Here is a 21,801-nt window from a genome sequence, read left to right as displayed (position 1 = left end):
TCAGATCAGAAAATGAAAGGAAATCATATTCAGATAAAGAAGTTTGGAGTATTAGGCTATGTATTGTTTGGTTTGGCTGTGCTTGCCTCTTCCTGTAAAAATATAGATCAACACATTGAAGAAAATGATTTTGCAAAATATGTTGATCAGCGTATTGGCACTGGCGGGCACGGCCATGTTTTTATGGGGGCGAATGTCCCTTTCGGATTGGTACAATTGGGACCGATAAGTATTCCTCAAACATGGGACTGGACATCCGGTTATCATATATCCGACACAACGGTTATCGGATTCAGCCATTTGCATCTGAGTGGTACCGGTATAGGAGACCTGAGTGATATCGTACTGATGCCTGCAACAGGCACAGTAAATCATAACCGTGGCACACATGATAGTTATGATACGGGAATGTGGTCTTACTTCAGTCATGCTAATGAACGTTTTGCTCCCGGTTATTACGCCACATTCCTTGATCGCTACAATGTAAATGTAGAGCTGACAGCGACTCAAAGAGTGGGATTCCACAAATATACTTTTGAAGAGGGAACCAATAATGCCCGTATTGTCATAGATATGGAAAACGGGACATGCTGGGATAGCCCGGTAGAAGGAAACCTGACAGTATTAAATAATAGCACCGTTGCCGGATATCGGTATTCGAAAGGCTGGGCTAATGATCAGCGGATATACTTTGTTGTGGAATTTTCCCGCCCTTTTAATAAATTCCAACTCTATGATAAAAATGTACTGAAAGAAGATAAATCATTTACCTCGAAGCAAGTATATGGGGAAGCAATGTATGGAAATATAGGTTCAGAACCACTTTTTGTTAAAGTGGCTTTATCTCCGGTAAGTATCGAGAATGCAATGCTGAATATGAAGGCTGAACTTCCTGCATGGGATTTCGACCAAGTAAAACAAAATGCCTATAATACATGGAACGGTGAATTGTCGAAAATAAAGATAAAAAACGAAGATGAGAATGTAAAGAAGATATTTTATACTGCGTTTTACCATACAATGATTGCCCCGTCGATTTTTAATGATGTAAATGGTGATTACCGCGGAGCTGATGGTAAATCTCATCGGGATGCCGGATTTACCAATTATACTACCTTTTCGTTGTGGGATACATACCGTGCGGCACATCCGTTGATGACAATAATCCATCCTGAAAAAGTGCCTGATATAATAAATACGATGCTACATATATATAAACAACAGGGCAAGCTTCCGGTTTGGCATCTGATGGGATGCGAAACTAACTGTATGGTTGGCAATCCGGCTATTCCAGTTGTTGCAGATGCTATATTAAAGAATTTTACCGGATTTGATCACGATCTGGCATATGACGCCATGAAGATATCGGCCACGTTGGATGAACGGGGATTGGACTTATACAAAAAGTATGGTTATATCCCGTTTGATAAATACAATGAATCGGTAGCGACATGTCTCGAATATGCATTGGCTGACTGGTCCTTAGCTCAGGTGGCACAAAAAAATGATAAGAAAATGGACTACCAATACTTTAATAACAGAAGCAAAGCATATCGGTATTATTTTGATACGCAAAGTCATTTTTTAAGAGGACTTTCTTCTGATGGTAAATGGCGTACTCCATTCAATCCTATTCATTCTACCCATAGGGAAGACGACTATACCGAAGGTAATGCATGGCAGTATACATGGCTGGTACCTCACGACATAGAGGGACTTGCCGGACTATTCGGCTCTCGTGAGAATTTTCATCAGAAACTCGATTCTTTGTTTATCATCGAAGGGGATATGGGAGAAGAAGCATCCCCCGATATCAGTGGACTAATAGGACAATATGCCCATGGTAACGAACCTAGCCATCATGTGCTTTACCTATATACAATGACAGGACAACCATGGAAAACAGCCGATTTAGTAAGACGGGTACTGGCGGAACTTTACCATAATCAACCGGATGGATTATCTGGGAATGAGGATGTGGGTCAAATGTCGGCTTGGTATATCTTATCTGCTCTCGGATTTTATCAGGTCGAACCTGCCGGTGGTCGTTATTATTTTGGGTCGCCAATAGTTGATGAGGCTATATTGAATGTAGGAAAGGATAGATCGTTTACCATTATCGCCCATAATAACTCAACAGAAAATAAATATATTCAATCTTTGAAACTTAATGGAAAGCCATATCGGTTGCCATATATTAATTTTTCCGACATATCGAATGGAGGAAAACTGGAATTTGAAATGGGTACAAAACCTGCTGTATGGTTTGAGTAACAGGGAAATTAACTATAAATAAACAGACAAAATGAACCCGAGACTATTTATATTATTTTTATTGTTTTCAACATTAGGAGCTCTTTCATTAAAGGCTCAAATTTCATCTGATTATGTTTCTCAACGGAAACCATTGGAAAAGAGGTTTTTCACATCACAGGCGATAGAGGATGAAATAATCCGGATAACAAATTTATTAACCAATCCTAAGTTGAGATGGATGTTTGAGAACTGTTTTCCCAATACACTGGAGACTACAGTTCATTTCCGGATGACAGACAGTATACCCGACACATTTGTGTATACAGGCGACATTCATGCTATGTGGCTACGTGATTCGGGGGCTCAGGTATGGCCTTATGTACAATTTGCCAACCGTGACCCGAAACTTAAACAGATGCTTGCCGGGGTTATCAACCGCCAGTTTATTTGCCTTACTATAGATCCATATGCTAATGCTTTCAACGATGGTCCGGTGAAAAACAGCCGTTGGGCAAGCGATGTAACTAACGAACCGGCAAACCCTCTTGTTTACGAACGTAAATGGGAGATAGACTCACACTGTTATCCTATCCGCTTAGCCTATGAGTACTGGAAAACCACAGGAGATACAGATATTTTCGGTGAGACTTGGATAAGGGCAATGGAAAATGTATTGAAAACAATGAAAGAACAGCAGCGCAAAGAAGATCCTGGAGAATATTTCTTTTTACGAATAACCGACCGTCAGCTCGATACTAAGAACAACCGGGGTTGGGGAAATCCGGTAAAACCTGTTGGACTGATCGCTTCATCTTTTCGTCCGTCAGACGATGCCACATCTTATGAGTTTCTTATTCCATCCAATTTTATGGCGGTAACAACATTACGTAGAGCAGCCGAGATACTTGTATCTGTAAACAAGAATAGCGATCTGGCTGGGCAATGTAAAGCCTTGGCTGACGAAGTTGAAACTGCATTGGAAAAATATGCCGTATATGAACATCCGAAATATGGACCGATATATGCGTATGAAGTAGATGGTTTTGGAAATTATAGCCTTATGGATGATCCGAATGTCCCAAGCCTGTTGGCAATGCCCTATCTTGGCGATGTAGATATCAATGATCCTGTTTATCAGAATACCCGCCGTTTTATATGGAGTGATGATAATCCATATTTTTTCAAAGGAAGAGCCGGGGAAGGAATCGGTAGTCCACATATAGGACGATATGACATGATATGGCCCATGAGCATTATGATGAAAGCCTTCACCTCTCGGGATGATATGGAAATTAAGATGTGTATAGAATCTCTCCTGAATACAGATGCCGGAAAAGGATTTATACACGAATCGTTCCATAAAGATGATCCTAATGAATTTACCCGTGAATGGTTCGCCTGGCAGAATACACTTTTTGGGGAACTAATTATAAAAATTATTAACGATGGAAAACTTGATATTCTCAACTCAATAGATTAATTATTCAAAGAAAATATTCTGTATATATTATTGGTTATTGTATATAAATGTATCTTGTATTAAAACAATAAATATAGAATAAGAAAGAAGATACCTGCCTGATAATACATGTACTAACGGAGATATCCCGGATAATTTCTGTAATAGGGATGCTTCTTTCTATTTACGAAATACTATAGAGCATTTAAGCGATCTGTTAGTGAACGTTAATATGAGTCTTGGAAAGATATTTAATGTCAATATTCAATTATAATCCTTTAACATCTGAGATATAATAACATACATCCATTACGCCTGAATAAATACTCTATAGCTGAATTAAATTAAATTCTTATAAGGATGTGGATAGTCACTACCCATTGCCTTTTTATATTCCGTAATAAAAGCTTGATATCTGATCCGGGCTTCGTCATTCATTTTTAGTTTCTGTAAGGCTTTAGTCTGGTAGACTAGCGCTTCGTCATTCAATGGATCTATAGAGAATAAGATATCTGTAAGGTCGATCGTTACCTGATAGGTTTCTGCTATGAAACTTTTTTCTACCTCTCTTAACAATGCAGGCTCTAGCTTTTGTTCCATTTCTACTTTAAATGGATCAAACACGGCCTCATCCGAAGATTTCAAAAACTTTCCACGTGTTAATATGGCTATCAGTTCTTCCCTGTTCTCATCTATTTTATTTGCTGAAATGATATCAAAACACTTTACAAAATCACAATAGCATTCCTGCTCTAATACGATTTTGAAAGAACCTTTATCATGAATAAATTCAATACCATCAAGTTCTCCCAGAGCTTTGCGTAAATGATTAATAGTCACATTTCTGGAGTTTTTAACCTTATCCTTGGGTCTGTCGGGCCATAATATATCGCTGAGTCGCTGCGATGTGATACCACCTTCCATACTATATTGGAGAATCAGGCAAAACATTTGTTTCAGCCGTACCGAAAACATGTAGGTTATATCCTTACCCGATCTGTCCCGTACAGTAAAATCACCGAACAGGTAAATCGAATTAGGCCGAAGGATTGTTTGTCCTGCTTTCTTATTATTGGGCTGATGTTTTATATTGTGTACTTTTTTATAAGATTTTCGCTTAAAAAACAGAATTGTAATAGTTATAATTACCACACAGGATATAACGATTATAAGTATTGCACTTTTTTCAGTATAATGATTATAACTGACCAGATCTTCAGCTGTTATAGGCGGAAATGCAAGAGAATAAACCTTCAGGTCGGAAACAATATCATCATCAAATTCCTGAACAATGGCATACAGGCAATTGAGTTGCTTGTCATAATACAGGTTGGCATTTGTGGTAATACGGTCCGAATGTATTGGGATTGAATTACCGAGAATCTTATAACTCCCGTCTTTCAGTGAGAACTGATAAAGCCTGAGGTATGAGTCGGAAAAATGTTCCGGATAACATAATGTATAAAAACAGGAATCATTGAGTATTACCATTCCCCTCACAGGGACCACGTTATCTTCAGTCCATGGTATTTCCCAGCGCTTTATAACCCGGTTTGTGGTCAGGTTAATCTCATGCAGATCATAAAAATATTTCCGCCCTACGACTTGTTCCCCGGATTCATTTCCCATACCTCCGAATATATATATGGAATTTGTTTTCTCCAGATATCCAAGTGATGAGAAATACCGTGGAAAGATAGTATCTCCTTTAAAATCTTCAAGTATTTCCCATTTTCTGGAATTTAAATCGAAAGAATAAAAATTCTTACTATAATGCATATTACCGAATCCCCCGAATATTGTATACCGGGAAGTGGAAGGATCTAAATAAGAATCATGATGATGTAGCTGAGACAGAAGTTCGTCTGTAGATTCAGTTTCCCAGTTTTCAAGATTGGTTAAATCTACGCTCGCCATGGTCACCTCCTCCGGCACTCTCTCGTTGTATACTTCGTATGCGTATAGTCTGTTATTATCCGTATTAATAAAATTTGTCCCTAAAGCCAGCCGTACCGGGCATTTGTTACTGAAAGCCCTCATACTTGTCTTTCTAGATCTCACATTATATATATAAATAGAATCCCGGTTAAAATAATATATTTCTTTCTTTTCTCTATTATAATTAGCCCCAGCTACGGTTTTAGATTTAAATGATGCTAAAAATGACCAATGGTACGAGTCATTGATCAACCATCTTGGATTTGAAACTTCACCTAAAGCCTTACCATTCGAATCATGGACAATATTACCTTCGTTCTCCTTTAATGGAAAAGAATACATTTCCTGATTTCCCGCCGCCAGGTCTTTAATAGCAAAAGAGGGTACATCAATAATGTGATCACTCTTACCGAAGACAATGACAGGATAATACTTATCAGGGAGATTCGCATTTCCTATACCAAATGTATGATTATGGATGGTGAGCTTTATCGAATCATTTTTCAGGTCAAAGAATATTTTCATTTTAAACCAGTGAACATTGAGGAGTTCATCCATGTCTATCTCGGCAGTTATGAGACTACTCTTTCCTTCTTCATTAAATCGGAAAATATGGTTTTGACCCTGACCGTCATAAAACAGATTATAGATTTTATTGCTATTCTCATTCTTGATCCGTATAATATATCCTATTTGTGTATCAGGATAAAGAGATAAATTACACTCAATATTAAAATATTGTGAAAATTCGACAGCTTTATTACTAAAGACATTATACGATGTGCGTTTATCTATTGGTACTTCTCCGCCACTAAATTTCAGCCCTTGAGAAAATGTTTCAGGCGAAATTAAATAACCTAAAATGAGGAATATATAACACAGATATTTGCAAAGAGAAGTTTTTGCGACTGCTATTATTTTTATCATGGCTATGTAATAACTGAAATCAGAAATTGATTTTAGCGATAAAGATATTAAAAATCCTTTAAATCGAAAGAACTGAATATAGCCTTATACAAATGGAAAGTGTAAAATAGGCAGGTTAATGATTTTTTGTGGTTAATAACCCACTTTTAACCCAAAAATTAACCATTGAGCTATAATATTTGACGCAAAAATACTATGTAGCTGACTTCGGCTAATTCTAAACTGAAAACTAAAACGCATTGTATCTAATACTTTATTTTTTTAATCAACTCCTTATATTAAGTGAATAACATGAAACTAGTGAAAATTTTAAGAGTTTTTATGTTTATCGTCTTGCTTGGTACTATAACTAGTGCTTGTAGCAATGATGACGAACAGGTTAATATCGGTGCAGGTACTGTTACCGGTATTGTAACGGACGAGACAGGGTCTCCTATCGCCGGGGTCACGGTTGCCGTATCCGGTAAAGATGAGACTGTGAGCAGTGGTATCGATGGAAAATACACAATTCAGAATGTATCGATGGAATCCCATGCCGTAGTTTTTGTTAAAACGGGATGGCAAACAATCAGTGCAACAGTTACAGCGAAAAAATTTGTTGGTAGTGTAGCCACTGTAAACATTACAATGGTGAATGCTTCTGCAAAGATCAGTGGTATCATTATCGATGCTAAAAATGGCGGAGTTCCTCTCTCTGGAGTTACAGTAAGCATTGGTCCGGCAGGTACGGTTACCACAGGAACCGACGGGAAATACCTCTTCGAAAATCTGGTCGCCGATGAGTATACTGTGACTTTTACCAAAGCAAATTATGTAACTATCACCAAAACGGTGACTAAGGCCAGTTTTGAAGATGGGGCAGTGATTCTGGATTTACAGATGGGTGGAACTGAACTTTTGCGCGGATTGACCAGGGACGATCTGTTAAATGCTGATAAGTGGTACTACAATGAGTACCGTGGTGGAGGTAATGCTGATGCATATCCTCATTGGGACTGGGCTTGTGACTATATGTGTTCTCTCAGTTTCTGGGGCAATAGAGAAGAGCAATGGGAAGGAACCACATTGCGTACTCGTAATGATGAAGCAGACCGGAAGAATCCTGCCGACCTTAATGTATTTGATTCGTATACATGGGGTAGTAAAAAAATTACAGCGGACAATAAGATTCTTTCGCTGAGAGTGCGTACACATGATGCCGATGCATCTGCTCCTGCATATTTCGGTGTACAGGTAGTCGATCTTTCTGCAGCTGAGCCTGTGACCGAAAAAATTGGAGATGTAAGGACTCATGGTTCCGGGAATTATGCAGATTATCATTTCGATCTGAGTCAGTATATTGGCAAAGAAGTGATCGTCGCTATTGGTATTTATCGTAATGCGACAGGAAACTACTGGAAGCAGCTGGTACTTCGCCGTGTTGCTTTTGCTCAGGAAAATGTAACCAATTGGGATTGGATTCCGGGAAATGAAGTGATAGACGGCTGGAAACTGACTCACGAAATGGTTCGTTCCACGATGATACATACCAAAAAGTCATTTACAGGAATCAGCCCTATCAGTGCAGGACGTGATGTGAATATGACAACCGGTTATCCGGCAGCATACAGGGCTTGGCGAAATGTAGCACATATAGGACATGAATGGGCATTTGTACCATTACATAAAGACCCCGAAGTATTTCCATCCGAAGGTTACCTTATCAAGACCAGAGGCAGTGGTACTCAGGTGAACACTAAGGAGCCGGAAGCATATTTCTACTCTAAATTTGCTATCGCACCGGGTAGTAACCAATTAACGCTGAAGACCCGAAATTTCGGAAGCAATTACACTTTCTTCAAATTGACAGCAATAAAAGAAGACGGTACGATTGTGCATGTAGCTCCAAAATCGAATACAGCTCAGGACGCTGCCGCTGCTGCCGATGGTTGCTGGAAATTTAAGCACGGTTCGGGTGGAGCAGGAGACCCGGATGGATATGCTTCATTTGTATATGACCTGTCTCAATTTAACGGAAACGATGTGATGTTGATATTTGGTGTGTACAAAGGAGAAAGTAATGGAGATGAGAGTAAACTTGTATTCTATAATATTAACCTGAATTAAAAAACGAAAAAACTGCGCCCTTAGTGAATCCTCTGCATATCTCGATACTTCAGTATGTATTGTATATGCAGCGGATACACAGAGGGACAGGAATAAGAATGAAATGAAAAAAATATTTACAACTATTTTTTGTACACTCTTAGTGGTGACTGTTGCATGTAGTGATAATAATGAAGTAGATGGCAACGGAGGCGGCAATAATTCCGGAATTATCAAAACTGATAACCTTGCGGAGCAAAATATCCTTCGGTCGATGCAGTTGGTTGACAGTGCGGTGTCCTACCACTTTAAGGGAGAAGGTATGGCAATGTCAAGATATTACAATCCTTATACAAATTCGAATGTGAATAAGGAGGGAGCTGATGAGAAAGGCAGTGTATGGATGTACACAAGTTCTATCGAAGCTGTGAATGCAATCCTGCATGGGCTGAAAGCTCATAAGGAAAAAGGCAAAGCAGAGCTTTATGACAAGCACTTTAGCCGTTACACAGCCCTGTTAGCCAAATTGTATGATAATATTGCATATTATAGGGGCACGTTTCGTCTTACATCGTATACTCAAACGAAAGATTGGTCCGTATATGGAGTAGATAGGGGAAATGCCAAAGGTACAGCATTGGTAGAAGGTATACATAATGTATATGACGACCAGCAATGGCTGATCAGAGAACTTATCGAAGCCTATAAACTGACAGGTAGCAATACCTATCTGACCGAAGCGGAATATCTGGCGGATTATGTGTTGGATGGATGGGATTGTGTACTCGATGCCAATGGAAAAGAATACGGAGGTATTCCATGGGGACCGGGCTATGTGACAAAGCATTCATGTAGCAACGGGCCTGTAGTAAGTCCACTGGTATGGTTACACGAACTGTATAAAGGTAAGAATGACGAAATTTCTTATAAATATATAGCAACTGATGGTAGCCGCAAAACCGCTACGCTAAAGAAAAGCGACTATTACCTAAAATTTGCAAAGGCTGTTTATGCTTGGCAAAAGACGAATTTGTTACGCGAGGATGGAGTATATCACGACATGATGGGAGGCTGTGATCCTGACTGCAATGTAGCGTATGAAACCGTTAACGGCGTAACATACCGCAAGCACACCAATCTGCGTGACCGTGTGGGTACTGCCTATTCTTACAATTGTGGCTCTATGCTTTCCGGTGCGGCTGACCTGTATCGTGCAACGGGAGAGAATACATATGTGGAAGATGCCAAAAAATTGTCGGATGCCAGTTTCAAATATTTTGCTAAACTGGGAGTAAACAAGCCCGGGTATTATACATATGATATAATAGGCTTCAACAACTGGTTTAACGGAGTGCTGATGCGCGCATATGTCGATGTATATCCTTCATACAATAATGCGTCTGCATATGTCGATAGTTTCCAGAAGAATCTTGATTACGGGTATGAAAACTTTTTCTACAGAGGATTTCTTCCTCCCAATTTATTAGTAGGTTGGAGTCGTGAAAATGGCAATAACAGAGTGGAAGGTATGTTCACTTTTGCCTTTGCTGCCGAATACGCTACTCTGGCGCGATACGAATTGGAAAAACAATAACTAACTTAAATTTATATCGTTATGATAAAAACACATTGTGCAAAAAAGATGCGATCCTTGCATTCTTGCATGTTAATGATGCTCTTTGTTGTTTTGATGCCTATGTCTTTATGGGCGCAAAACAAGACCATTACCGGAATAGTTGCGGACGAAACCAATGAACCGGTAGCCGGAGCAAGTGTCGTGATTAAAAATACCACTGTTGGTACTATTACAGATATCGACGGTAAATATACTATTCAGGCACCGGACAATGCTACCCTGGTATTTACATTTTTGGGATATAGTCCTAAAGAAGAAAAAGTAAGCGGACGCAGCCAGATCAATGTTTCACTGACTTTAGATGAGACTACGCTCGATGATGTGGTAGTTGTCGGATATGGTGTACAGAAAAAAGTAACACTAACCGGGGCTGTAGCCGGAGTTAAGGGATCGGAAATGATAAAGACCAAGAATGAGAATCCGCAGAATATGCTTACCGGTAAAATTGCAGGTGTGCGTGTATGGCAAAAAAGTGCAGAACCAGGTACATTTAATAATAATTTCGATATTCGTGGTTTGGGCGCTCCGTTGGTAGTTATCGATGGTATTCCCCGTACTACAGCCGATTTTCAACGTTTGAACGCAAATGATATCGATGATATTTCTGTATTGAAGGATGCATCAGCTGCCATATACGGTGTGCGAGCTGCTAACGGGGTTGTACTCGTAACTACTAAGAAAGGATCGAAAGACGGGAAAACCTCAGTTTCTTATAATGGTACATATACATTCCAGAAACCTTCGGGTATGCCTGTCCTTGCCGATCCGTATCAGACAATGACATTGTACAACGAACAGGCGATGAATAATATAAGTGGGGGAAGCATCATATATAAAGAATCTGATTTTGAAGCTTTCCGCAACGGTACCCGTCGCACTACAGATTGGACAAATCTGGTATTTTCAGATTATGCTCCGCAAACCCAGCATGATTTAAGTATTACGGGAGGAAACGATAAGACCCAGTATTACATAGGTATGGGATACTTCTATCAGGAAGGTTTTTTCAAATCGGGAGACCTTAATTATGATAAATATAATCTGCGTGCCAATATAACTACTAAAATTGTAAACGGATTAACATTTGATATTAATCTGAGCGGCGTAGCTGACGAGCGCAACAATCCGTACACAAGTGCGGTTGACATTATACGCACATATTGGAGACAAGGTGTATTATATCCCGCATATGCCGATCCGGATAATACAATGCTCAATTATCAGGGACTTGAATTACAGGAAAATGCAGTGGCTCAGATGAGTTCTGATGTATCCGGATACAGGAAATATCAGCAAAAATATTTTCAGTCATCGGCATCTCTTAATTACGATCTGGGTGTAATAACACCGGTATTAAAAGGTTTATCGGCAAAAGCTCTGGTTAGTTATGACTACCGCACCGATAATAATACAGCTTATCGTAAAGAGTATTATCAATATGCTTATAATGAACTGACCGATTCTTACGATCAGGCATTATTCAATACGAGTTCACCAAGCAGACTGCGCCGTGAAACATATAATAAACAGCAAATCCTGAGCCAGTTATTACTCAATTATAATCGTAGTTTCGGTGAGCATACTGTTAGTGGAGTTGTTGGTCTGGAAACTCAGAAGCGGACAGGAGATAACTTCTATGCACAGCGTGAGCTTGCTTTTTCTACAGATTATCTCTTTGCAGGTGTTGATGAAAATCAACTGGGAAGCATGAATATAGGAAATAATGACCTTTATGAAGAAGCTAACTCTGCAATGATAGGCAGGGTAAATTATGCTTATGCAAATCGTTACCTGCTTGAAACTCAATTCCGTTACGACGGATCATCAAAGTTTGCAAAAGGGCATCAGTGGGGTTTCTTCCCATCTGTATCGGCAGGTTGGCGTGTATCCGAAGAGCCTTTCTTTAAATCTGTTTCAGCCCTTTCTTTTGTCGACCAGCTAAAACTGCGTGCCAGCTATGGGGTATTGGGAGATGATTTGGCAAACGACTGGAATTATGAATGGGCAAACGGCTATAACTATCCAGCGACAAATTCAAACGGGGGAAGCGGATATTATAATCAATATGCACCGGGATTTATCTTCGGAGATAAGTATGTTTCTGCTGCTGCTACCAAGCCACTGCCTAACATTGCAATTTCGTGGTACGAATCACGTACGCTTGACCTTGGGGTAGATTTTGAGGGATGGAATGGATTGTTCGGTTTTTCTTTAGACTATTTTGATCGCCGTCGTACAGGTATGTTTGCCCGCCGCAAAGGAGACCTTCCTACTGTAGTAGGTGCTGAGGCTCCTAACGAAAATCTGGATAGCGACCGTCACTTCGGTATGGACCTTGAACTTACGCATCGTAATAAAATAAATGATTTTTCTTATAGGATAAAGGCAATCGGTACAATTACGCGTCAGAAACATATGGTTGCTTCGGAAAAAGGACCATGGGGCAACTCTTACGACAGATGGCGTAATGATAACCTTACCGACCGTTATCAAGGAGTACAATTCGGATATACTGGTGCCGGACGTTATCAAAGCTGGAAAGATATATGGTCGTACCCGATTTATAAAGACCGTGGAATTTTGCCGGGGGATTATAAATATGAAGACTGGAACGGCGACGGTGAAATTAACGGACAGGATATGCATCCTTATGCTTTTGACCAGACTCCATGGTTGAATTATAGTATAAATTTTGACTTCGCATATAAGAATTTCGACCTGAACATACTATTGCAAGGATCGGCTCTCGGCTCAATGAAATATGAAGAACCGTTATATGCAATTTGGGGAAGTAACGGTGGAGGTACGCTGGTACAATTCCTGGACCGCTGGCATCCGGTAGATCCTACAGCAGATCCTTACGATCCTGCTACAGAATGGGTGAGTGGTTATTATGGCTATACAGGACATTATCCTGATGCAAATTCATCTTTCAACCGTGTGAGTACGGCTTATCTCCGTCTCAAAAGTATAGAACTTGGCTATACACTGCCTCGGATAAAGGCCTTATCGTCTATGAACCTGCGTGTATTTGCCAATGCGTATAATATGTTTACTATAACAGGAGTGAAATTCGTGGATCCGGAACATCCGGATAGCGATAATGGAAGGTTATATCCACTTAATAAAACTTACACCATAGGTATGTCTCTTACATTCTAATAATTAGTGTCAGTTACGAAATAATAAATATGAAAAATATGAAAAAAATAATAATACTGTCCTTGCTAAGCATTTTTCTTTTCTCTGCTTGCAACGATCTGGATATTGCACCTAAGAATCTGATTACTGATGAGGATATTCTGACTAACGAGTCCGGTATGGAAATTTACATGGCAACAATGTACAGTAATATGCCATTTGAAGATTTCAAATATATGGGCGAATGGGGTGTCGAGTTTAACGCATGGTTGGGTTCGATGGGTATAGAAGGTACAGGGGAAGCTCTGAACCGTGATGGCATTTGTAAGACTTTTACAGGTGAGAGAACCGCATATTGGGGAAATGCCTTTTCACTGTTGCGTAAAGCAAACTATTTACTAGAAACGTTGCCGCAATACCAGGGTTCTTTTCAGGAACAAAGCTATAACCATTATTTAGGAGAAGCTTACTTCGTACGCGCTTTTGTATTTTATGCCATGGCCCGACGTTTTGGAGGAGTACCGTTGGTGACCAAAGTCATTCAATATCCTAACGATAAAGAAGCGCTGGAAGTACCGCGTGCCAGTGAAGAGGAAACATGGAATCAGGTACTTGCTGATTTTGATAAAGCAGCCAGTCTGTTGAGCCCGACCAGTCCTAAATCGGGTTATTCTAATAAATATGTAGCTTTGTCATTTAAAGCAGAAGCCATGTTATATGCCGGAAGTGTGGCTAAATATAATGAGACAGTGACAGGTCGCCTGACAGGATTGGGACAAAAGACAGGAATACGGGTAATTGGCTTTGGTGCAGAATCTTGGCAGGCTGCATCCAAGAAGTATTTCACCGAAGCATATAAAGCTGCGCGTGAAGTGATGGAAAGCGGGAAGTATTCACTCTATAAGAAAAAGTGGTCGGCAACAGACCGTGATGCACAATATCAGAATATGGTAGATATGTTCAGTGATTTGAGCAGTCCCGAGAATATTTATGTGAGGCAATATGTATATCCTACGCTGACACACGGCTATGATGCATATAGTGCACCATTTATTTTCCGCGCGCCGTTATCTTCAGGGACATGTCCTACCCTTGATTTTCTCGAACTTTTCGATGGTTTCGACCGCTATGCGGATGGAACCGTGAAAGTTACAAGCGGGATGTCGAATACCACAGGAGATTATTTGCTGTATGACAAGCCGATGGATTTCTTCAAGAACGCCGAACCGCGTTTACGCGCTTATGTGATTTTCCCCGGAGATATGTTTAAAGGTAAAGAGATTGAGATACGTGCCGGTGTATATACCGGATCAACACCAGTCAAGCCATTCTTTAAGGACTATTCCTATGCTAATGCCGAAACATATTACCAACATTTGGATGCTTATACCCAAAAACCAAAAACATTGTATCTGAGCCCGAAATCAGAAAATGTGGAAACAGTTGATTACAACGGACAAAAGATGAATGCGTCCGGAGCAAACGGTCCGTTCTATGATCAGGGAGAATCAGCAATGGCAGGATTTTATGGACGGAAATGGCTTAATTCAAATCCGGCATTTGTTGCGGCAGAAGGAAAATCTGAGCAGCCATTCATCCTGATGCGTTACGCTGATGTATTGCTTAATGCAGCAGAGGCAGCTGTAGAATTATCTTTGGCCGGAGTGGCTTCTCCTGATGGAGCCGACCTGTTGCAGGTAGCTACGGATGCAGTGAACGAAATCCGTGAACGTGCAGGGGCAACGCAACTTACAAGTAAAATTGCATCGACAGAAACAGGGCGTAATATTGTACGTAAAGAACGTCGTAAAGAGCTTGCTTTTGAACATAAGACAAAATGGGATTTGAGACGCTGGCGTGTTCAACATTATGACGGACGTGACGGATTCTGGGGTGAAGCACGTAATAAAGATGCATTTAGTAATAATTCGCGCTACCGTTTCCGCGGCTTATATCCGTTCTTTTCTACTACTACAGGAAAATATTTCTTCGATGCTCATTTCCAAATGGTAGGCCTCAAGACTTTTGAATATAATCCGATTGATTATTATTTTGAAATTCCCGGCGGTGAAGTATCTAAGAGCCTGGTAATCGACCAACAACCAAATAGATAATGAATAATAATAAAACACAGAATATGAAAAAAATAGTATTTTATTCTTTAATGTGTGCGTTGCTTTCTTTCAGCTCCTGCGATTTGTTTAAAGTAGATAACTATGAAGAACCGGAAGAAACATTGGAAGGAGCAGTAGTGGATGTCGCTACAGGAGAACCTGTACTCACAGATCAGGGAAGTGAAGGTATTCGAGTACGTCTGACAGAACTTAGCTGGGGCGAAAATGTTACACATAACCCAGATTTTTATTGTATGCCTGACGGTACATTCAAAAATACCAAGTTATTTAAAGGTAATTATAATATCCGTATCGATGGGCCATTCATTCCACTTGTTCGCGAAGCAGATGGTATGCTTCTTGCCGATGATACCCAAACAATGGATATTAAAGGGACGACTAAGGTTAAGTTCGAAGTACAACCTTTCCTTAAAGTGGAATGGATAGGAGAACCGACGGTTTCTAATGGTAAAGTGAAAGCCCAGGTGCGGGTTACACGTGCTGTGTCTGAAGATGATTTCCGCAATAAAATAGAGCCAATGGGCGGTTATAATAGTAGTTTTCTGAATATGACAGATATACAGTTGTTTGTCAGCTATTCATCTACAGTGGGTTACCGTGCCCGTGACGAAAGGTGGTCGAATGAGATTCAATATACAGGTTCGGCGTTCAACTCTTTGTTTGGACAAACAATCACCATCGAATCTAAAGGAACCATTCCTGCCGGACGTACGGTGTTTATCCGTGCTGCTGCGCGTATAAACTACGATACTCCGAAAGGTAGTGGTACCCGCAGGTGGAATTATAACGAGGCTATGGAAGTAATGGTTCCATAATATTGATAATAAAATAGTTTTTAAGGTTTAGAGCTATTACCTTGCTGTTTTAGCTTTAAACCTTAATTTTTATTTTAATGCTTTGTCATTAGTAAAAATGCAATTAAATTTAAGGAGAAAACCGGATCGGCAGTACATTAAGGACAAATTGTGTCTGTCATACCATGAATGAAGAAGAGTCTTTAATGTATAAAAGACATTCATCATCTGTGATATTTTTGTATTGATCCGGAACGACTAAGAATAAAATAGGATATAGTTATGAAAAAAAGTGTATTAATCTTATTCCTTTGCGGGCTTACTCTTCTGCCAAAAGCCCAGGTCAAAGACAATGTTAAAACTACATTCCAGACTTCACGTGAGTGGAGGCCGACAATAGATAACAGGGCAGATGCTGTTATGGTATATGGAGTAGGTGGAAATCCTTCCGACAAATCAAAAAGAATACCCTTCGAAGAACGTGTACAGTCTTGGCGCGACAGAGGCTATACAGTCCATTTCATGACAGGAATAGCATGGGGTGAATATCAGGAATACTTTACCGGTCAGTGGGATGGAAAAATGCATCTGGACGAAGGGCAAGTACAACAAAACGGTGATACAATATGGCACGGACATATGGTGCCTTATATTGTTCCCACTGAAAATTACCTGAAATACATAAAAGAAAAACATGTGAAACGGGTGATTGATGCCGGTATAGATGCCATCTTTATGGAAGAACCGGAGTTCTGGGCCCGTGCAGGTTATAGTGAGGCCTTTAAACGGGAATGGAAAAGTTACTATGGCTTTGACTGGAGGCCACAGCATGAGTCTCCCGAAAATACCTATTTGTCCAGTAAACTGAAATACCAACTATATTATAATGCTTTGAAAGAAGTATTTACATATGCCAAAGAATACGGTAAGAGCAAAGGAATGGATGTGAAGTGTTATGTGCCTACACATTCTCTTGTAAACTATTCGCAATGGATGATTGTTAGTCCCGAAGCCAGTTTAGCGTCTCTGTCGTGTGTCGATGGATATATAGCGCAGGTGTGGACAGGTACGTCGCGCGAACCAAACTACTATAATGGTAAGGCAAAAGAAAGGGTTTTCGAAACAGCTTTTCTGGAATATGGATCAATGGAATCCATGACAGCTCCCACAGGTCGTAAAATGTTTTTCCTGACCGATCCCATTGAAGACTGGCCAAGAGACTGGGCTGACTACAAAAAGAACTATCAGGCAACCTTTACGGCACAATTATTATATCCCAATATAGCCGATTATGAAATAATGCCCTGGCCCGAACGCATTTATGAAGGACTTTACAGGACCAGCCCGGATAGTGACAAGAGGGAAAAGATACCGAGACATTATTCTACCCAGATGCAGGTAATGATAAACTCTCTGAATCATATGCCTTTGTCAGACAATAAGGTAACGGGTTCAGCAGGGATAAGTGTGTTGATGGCTAATTCGCTCATGTTTCAACGGTTTCCTACACATGTAGGGTACGAAGATCCTCAATTGTCGAACTTCTACGGACAGGCTCTGCCTTTCCTGAAACGGGGAGTACCTGTAAAAACAGTTCATATTGAAAATTTAGGCTATAAAGAGGCTTTGGCCGATACCAAGGTATTACTTATGACTTATTCCAATATGAAACCATTGTCGCCGGAAGCTCATACGCACATCGCCCAATGGGTAAAAGATGGTGGTATACTGGTGTATAGCGGACTCGACAGTGATCCGTTCCAGACTGTACTGGAGTGGTGGAACACGGGCGGTAACAACTATGCAGCACCTTCCGACCATTTGTTTAAGCAGATGAACATTGCAGCATCCTCTAAAGAAGGAGAATATAGCTACGGGAAGGGTACTGTATATATTATCAGGACTGACCCGAAGAATTTTGTGCTGGAAAATGATAATGACAAGCAACTGATTGAAGTTGTGAGAAAAATGTATGAACAGAAGGCGAAAGCGGGTAAGTTGCTCTTCAAGAATAATTTTTATCTTCAAAGAGGAGTTTATGATCTGGTTGCTGTTCTGGACGAGAGTGTAGGTAATGAGTCATATCTGATAAAAGGTACCCTTATAGATCTCTTTGATCCTAAGTTACCGGTATACAAGTCTAAAATGATACAGCCCGGTGAACAGGCATTTTTCTTAAATGTAGACAGGGTTCCTGATAAACAAAAACCGCAGGTTCTTGCCGCGGCATCCCGGGTTTATGAAGAAAAAACGGAAAAGGATTCTTATTCGTTTGCAGCAAAGAGTCCGGTCAATACCACAAATATATCGAGGATTTTACTTCCGCGTAAACCGGTGAGTGTGCAGGTTGATGGTAAAGAAGAACTGGTTTCCGGATCTTGGGATCAGCAGTCCAAAACTTATTTGCTGGAATTTGAGAATAATCCCGAAGGTGTATCGGTAAATATAAAATGGTAACTTATATAGAATACACAGAGAAAATTAAATAAGGTACGTTACTCTATATGAAATAAGGAAAGATAGACAGAACAAATAATAGTGAGCAGAATATATTTTACTTTGTCGTCCGTGAGCTAAGGAGGCAGACTGAAGTATGTTCTGCTCTATGTTTTTATACGGAATAGGGTCATATTTCATACTCACCGGAGATTTGAAGAAATATAACTATAGCTCGATCCAATGCACCAAAAGAGAAAATATAATAGTAAACCAGATTAATAAAAGGAATAGTTCTACTGATAAGACACGAAAATTAGCAGTTGTAATTGTTGGTCTAATTTGCATATATTGACTAAGTTTAGTTAAAACCTGACACTTCTTACAGAATTTTCATTGTTTTCATCTCTCAATTTTTACACTAATTAACTATGTGTGATTAAAAGGTAACAAAGGTAACAGTCTTTACAGTAAACAGTAATACAATTTTCTCAACTTAGTACTTATTACTCAAAACTCATTACTTGTTAAAAGGTAACAAACGTAACACGGAAAACAATTAAGAATTAAGAATGAATAATTAATAATTAGCTTGCTGAGTAGAGCGAAGACTCTCACCAGTGAACAGTCGTCAGTTAGCAACTTGTATCTCGTGTCTTGTTTACTCGTATCTCATATAACTTTCAACTTAGTACCTAAAACTTACTACTTATCCCAATACTTCAAAGAACTACAAGCTAACAGCTAAAGGCTATCCGCTATATATAGATAAATTTTTTCAGAAAATAAATTACAATAAGTTTAAATTCTTATTTTTGCATGCAAACAATTTCAGATTTAGAATATTATAGAAGAAGCGACAGTTAAGAGAAACGGTAAGCCGTAACAAAATATTCTGGATGAGATTGTAGAACCTGATTGCTAATGGTCCAATTTTTTTTGGTGTTGTTCACCTTTGCCTATGTATTTGCGGCAAAAAGATTGTTTGTTTAACAGAGAATACATGATATTCTGTAGATATTTACTCACCATATCTTTATTCCTATTTGTTGTTTCCAACGATTGTTACCAATAGCAAGATATATACGAGTTCAACAGACTCGAAGTTGAATGTAAGAACTATTTTCATTTTTAATGAGAGACCCTATTGATAATTTTGTAGATGATTCTTCCTTATGGAAAAGCTTTCTGGCCGGAAATGATATCGCATTTACGCATATTTATAAAAAATATGTCCAGACTTTGTTTCACTATGGTATGCAATTTTCATCAGATAGGGAGCTTGTAAAAGATTGCATTCAGGATATCTTCATTAGTTTGTATGATAATAAAGAAAAGATAGGTTTTACCGATAACATAAAATTTTATCTTTTCAGAATTTTGAAAAACCATCTGATAAATACTCTAAAACGTCATCAAACTCATATAGCGTTTATTGATTCTCAGGAAAAGCAGGTAGAAACCTATACGGAAGACACAGCCGAGACATTGTTGATAGATATGGAAGTGGATATGTCTGTTAAAGCAACTGTAGACAACGTGATGTCCCTGCTCACCACCAGGCAGAGGGAGATTATATATTATCGTTTTGTAGAGAACATGAGTATTGATGAAATCAGTATTCTTACGGAAATGAATTATCAGTCTGTAGCGAATGTTATACAACGGTCATTAAAAAAAATAAGAAGTTTTTATAAAAAATCAGAATAAAACTGAGTATAAAAAGAAGGTACGTTTGTTTATTTACTAAATGAACGAAAAAAGTATGCCTGAGAATACTCAAAAATCAGATTATTTAAACTATTCATTTGAAGATTTCCTTCAAGACGATTTCTTTATTTCTTCAGTCAAAGAACCATCCGAAGAATCTGAAATTTTTTGGACTGATTTTCAAAACAGGAAGCCTGATAATATTCAAGAGTATATACAGGCAAAACAATATCTCCAGTCTATAGCTGTTCAGGCCGACCCTCTGTCTGATGATGAGATATCGCATATGTGGAACAATATTTCTTCACATAGAGAGGAGAATAAGAAACATAAGAGAGGAAAGTTGCTGTTTATTACCATCGGAGTGGCAGCAAGCATAGCTGTACTTGCTATCTCATTCCCTTTTCTTTCGATTATATTTTCCGATAAAAATACATCAGATATAGTTGCTTACGCGGATAAAAATAAAGTGGAAGTACCCGATAATTCCGAAATACAACTCGTTATATCCGATAATAAGACTATACTTTTTGAAGAAAAAGAAGCGACGATCACTTACGAACAAAATGAGATAAAAACAGAAAAAGGAGTTCTGGAAAAAGAAGAGTCTGTAACTATACATCAATTGATTATACCAAAAGGCAAACGCTCCGTACTTACCTTGTCCGATGGCTCTAAGCTATGGGCTAATGCCGGTTCGAGGGTTGTTTATCCAAGCGAATTCGGTAAAGATAAAAGAGAGATATATGTCGATGGCGAGATATTTGTAGAAGTTGCTAAGGATGCGAGTAAGCCTTTTTTTGTCAGGACAAAAGATATGAGTGTGCAGGCCCTGGGTACAAGTTTCAATGTAATGGCTTATGAGTCTGATGCGTTGAAAAGGGTTGTTTTAGTTTCAGGTATAGTAAAAGTAGAAACTAAGGAATCGAAAGGTGCGATATTGAATCCCAATACAATGTTCCAGTTTCAGGGAGGCGATGAGAAAATAATTCCAGTCGAAGCGGATACGTATATCTCATGGATAAAAGGACTTTATTTGTTCCGGAATGAGAGATTGGGAGTCGTATTCGAACGGTTGTCCCGATATTATGGAATGCAAATAGAATGCAGTCCGGAAGCTGCGATGATAAGATGTTCCGGGAAACTCGATTTGAAAGATAACATCGAGGAAATAATGAAAGGATTGTCTTTCGACGGGAAAATCATTTATTCGAAGGAAGGAAATGTATATAAAATAAATAAAAACCAGTGAAAAAGTACCATTTAAAATAAATATTAACCTTA

11 protein-coding genes are annotated in these 21,801 nt (G+C 39.2%); 10 read left to right on the top strand and 1 reads right to left on the bottom strand.

Annotated features, from left to right (window positions below):
• Positions 1–12: 12 nt before the first annotated feature.
• On the top strand, positions 13–2,274 hold the full coding sequence (locus IR083_RS03325; protein ID WP_194223214.1) for a GH92 family glycosyl hydrolase: 2,262 nt from the start codon (positions 13–15) through the stop codon (positions 2,272–2,274).
• A 31-nt stretch (positions 2,275–2,305) separates the two neighbouring features.
• Positions 2,306–3,736, top strand: coding sequence for a glycoside hydrolase family 125 protein (locus IR083_RS03320; RefSeq protein WP_194223213.1), 1,431 nt, complete (start codon positions 2,306–2,308; stop codon positions 3,734–3,736).
• A 318-nt stretch (positions 3,737–4,054) separates the two neighbouring features.
• Here IR083_RS03320 and IR083_RS03315 read toward each other — a convergent pair whose 3' ends face one another.
• Entirely contained in the window at positions 4,055–6,580 is a 2,526-nt protein-coding gene (locus IR083_RS03315) for a DNA-binding transcriptional activator (protein ID WP_242052340.1), read from the bottom strand.
• A gap of 291 nt (positions 6,581–6,871) precedes the next feature.
• On the opposite strand from IR083_RS03315, the gene IR083_RS03305 reads away from it, so the two are divergent.
• The 8 genes from IR083_RS03305 (at position 6,872) to IR083_RS03270 (ending at position 21,769) form a co-directional block, all read left to right on the top strand.
• Positions 6,872–8,686 carry a collagen binding domain-containing protein gene (locus IR083_RS03305; RefSeq protein ID WP_194223211.1) on the top strand — a complete coding sequence of 605 codons (1,815 nt, stop codon included), beginning with the start codon at positions 6,872–6,874 and terminating at the stop codon, positions 8,684–8,686.
• A gap of 103 nt (positions 8,687–8,789) precedes the next feature.
• A complete protein-coding gene (locus IR083_RS03300; protein ID WP_006797622.1) occupies positions 8,790–10,259 on the top strand; it encodes a glycoside hydrolase family 76 protein in 1,470 nt (489 codons plus the stop codon).
• 21 nt (positions 10,260–10,280) lie between these two features.
• On the top strand, positions 10,281–13,463 hold the full coding sequence (locus IR083_RS03295; protein ID WP_194223210.1) for a SusC/RagA family TonB-linked outer membrane protein: 3,183 nt from the start codon (positions 10,281–10,283) through the stop codon (positions 13,461–13,463).
• A gap of 38 nt (positions 13,464–13,501) precedes the next feature.
• Positions 13,502–15,556: a RagB/SusD family nutrient uptake outer membrane protein gene (locus tag IR083_RS03290; RefSeq protein ID WP_194223209.1), complete on the top strand. Its 2,055-nt coding sequence runs from the start codon at positions 13,502–13,504 to the stop codon at positions 15,554–15,556.
• 23 nt (positions 15,557–15,579) lie between these two features.
• Positions 15,580–16,392 (top strand): DUF3823 domain-containing protein, encoded by an 813-nt coding sequence (locus IR083_RS03285; protein ID WP_194223208.1) that lies wholly within the window; start codon positions 15,580–15,582, stop codon positions 16,390–16,392.
• 261 nt (positions 16,393–16,653) lie between these two features.
• Positions 16,654–18,828, top strand: coding sequence for a hypothetical protein (locus tag IR083_RS03280; RefSeq protein ID WP_194223207.1), 2,175 nt, complete (start codon positions 16,654–16,656; stop codon positions 18,826–18,828).
• A 1,113-nt stretch (positions 18,829–19,941) separates the two neighbouring features.
• Positions 19,942–20,517, top strand: a complete 576-nt coding sequence (locus IR083_RS03275; protein ID WP_006797627.1) for an RNA polymerase sigma factor — start codon at positions 19,942–19,944, stop codon at positions 20,515–20,517.
• A 40-nt stretch (positions 20,518–20,557) separates the two neighbouring features.
• Positions 20,558–21,769, top strand: a complete 1,212-nt coding sequence (locus IR083_RS03270) for a FecR family protein (RefSeq protein WP_194223206.1) — start codon at positions 20,558–20,560, stop codon at positions 21,767–21,769.
• The last annotated feature ends 32 nt before the right edge of the window (positions 21,770–21,801 follow it).

Source organism: Dysgonomonas sp. GY75 (assembly GCF_015234155.1).
Taxonomy (GTDB): domain Bacteria; phylum Bacteroidota; class Bacteroidia; order Bacteroidales; family Dysgonomonadaceae; genus Dysgonomonas; species Dysgonomonas gadei.
Note: the sequence above shows the minus strand (reverse complement) of the source record. Positions and strands in the feature narration are given on the sequence as shown.

Bases quoted from the DNA above. Each gene is read 5' to 3' on its own strand.
- IR083_RS03325 (WP_194223214.1), top strand. From the start codon at position 13: ATGAAAGGAAATCATATTCAGATAAAGAAGTTTGGAGTATTAGGCTAT.
- IR083_RS03320 (WP_194223213.1), top strand. From the start codon at position 2,306: ATGAACCCGAGACTATTTATATTATTTTTATTGTTTTCAACATTAGGA.
- IR083_RS03315 (WP_242052340.1), bottom strand. From the start codon at position 6,580: ATGATAAAAATAATAGCAGTCGCAAAAACTTCTCTTTGCAAATATCTG.
- IR083_RS03305 (WP_194223211.1), top strand. From the start codon at position 6,872: ATGAAACTAGTGAAAATTTTAAGAGTTTTTATGTTTATCGTCTTGCTT.
- IR083_RS03300 (WP_006797622.1), top strand. From the start codon at position 8,790: ATGAAAAAAATATTTACAACTATTTTTTGTACACTCTTAGTGGTGACT.
- IR083_RS03295 (WP_194223210.1), top strand. From the start codon at position 10,281: ATGATAAAAACACATTGTGCAAAAAAGATGCGATCCTTGCATTCTTGC.
- IR083_RS03290 (WP_194223209.1), top strand. From the start codon at position 13,502: ATGAAAAAAATAATAATACTGTCCTTGCTAAGCATTTTTCTTTTCTCT.
- IR083_RS03285 (WP_194223208.1), top strand. From the start codon at position 15,580: ATGAAAAAAATAGTATTTTATTCTTTAATGTGTGCGTTGCTTTCTTTC.
- IR083_RS03280 (WP_194223207.1), top strand. From the start codon at position 16,654: ATGAAAAAAAGTGTATTAATCTTATTCCTTTGCGGGCTTACTCTTCTG.
- IR083_RS03275 (WP_006797627.1), top strand. From the start codon at position 19,942: ATGAGAGACCCTATTGATAATTTTGTAGATGATTCTTCCTTATGGAAA.
- IR083_RS03270 (WP_194223206.1), top strand. From the start codon at position 20,558: ATGAACGAAAAAAGTATGCCTGAGAATACTCAAAAATCAGATTATTTA.